1 protein-coding gene and 1 pseudogene are annotated in these 1,005 nt (G+C 70.8%); both read left to right on the top strand.

The window, feature by feature from the left end; translation table 11 throughout:
* Nucleotides 1–131, top strand: a pseudogene (locus tag GA0115259_RS39505) (thiazole synthase); the annotation flags it as partial.
* Between the two features lie 157 nt (nucleotides 132–288).
* Nucleotides 289–1,005 (top strand): protein kinase domain-containing protein (locus tag GA0115259_RS38655; RefSeq protein WP_141716919.1); only part of this gene is annotated, 717 nt, incomplete at its 3' end.

The following is a 1,005-nucleotide window of genomic DNA, read 5'->3' as shown; positions in this document are numbered from 1 at the left end:
TGCGGCACGCGGTGGAGGCGGGTCGGCTGGCGCGCCGGGCGGGCCGAATCCCCCGCCGCCACTTCGCGACGGCGTCGTCGCCAACGGACGGCCGGGCGGCCCTGGACCCCGAACGACCGGCGTTCACCTAGCGGGTGCGTGCCGGGTCCGTCCGGCCGGCCGTTTCGTCCTCAAACGCCGGACGGGCTTGATTTTCGGGCCGACGGTTCCGTCCTCAAACGCCCGACGGGCTTGGTGGGTGCCGCGCACCGCGGACCCCGCCGGAACCCGCACCGTAGACTCAGGTTCGTGGATACGACCCTTCACGATCCCATCGTCGGGCAGGTACTCGACGGGCGTTATCGCGTTGACGCGCGTATCGCCGTCGGTGGCATGGCCACGGTGTACCGGGCCGTCGACACCCGGCTTGACCGGGTCCTGGCGCTCAAGGTGATGCATCCGGCGCTCGCCGCCGACGTCGCCTTCGTGGAGCGGTTCATCCGTGAGGCCAAGTCCGTGGCCCGGCTGGCGCATCCCAATGTGGTCGCGGTCTTCGACCAGGGCGCGCAGGGCGCGTATGTCTATCAGGCGATGGAGTATGTCGCGGGCTGCACACTGCGCGATGTGCTGCGTGAGCGCGGCGCGCTCCAGCCGCGGGCCGCGCTGGACATCCTGGAGCCCGTGCTCGCCGCGCTCGGCGCGGCCCACCGGGCCGGGTTCGTTCACCGGGACATGAAGCCGGAGAACGTGCTGATCGGGGAGGACGGCCGGGTCAAGGTCGCGGACTTCGGGCTCGTACGGGCCGTAGGAGATGTCACCAATACGACCGGGACCGTGCTCGGCACCGTGTCGTATCTCGCGCCCGAACAGATCGAGTACGGCACGTCCGACACCCGGGTCGATGTGTACGCCTGCGGCGTCGTCCTCCACGAGATGCTGACCGGTGCCAAGCCGCACGGCGGGGACACTCCCGCGCAGGTGCTCTACCGGCATCTGAACGAGGACGTGCCCGCGCCGTCGGCCGCC

The organism is Streptomyces sp. MnatMP-M17 (assembly GCF_900091995.1).
In the GTDB taxonomy this organism is placed as follows: Bacteria; Actinomycetota; Actinomycetes; order Streptomycetales; family Streptomycetaceae; genus Streptomyces.
This window is presented reverse-complemented; position numbering and strand designations above follow the sequence as displayed.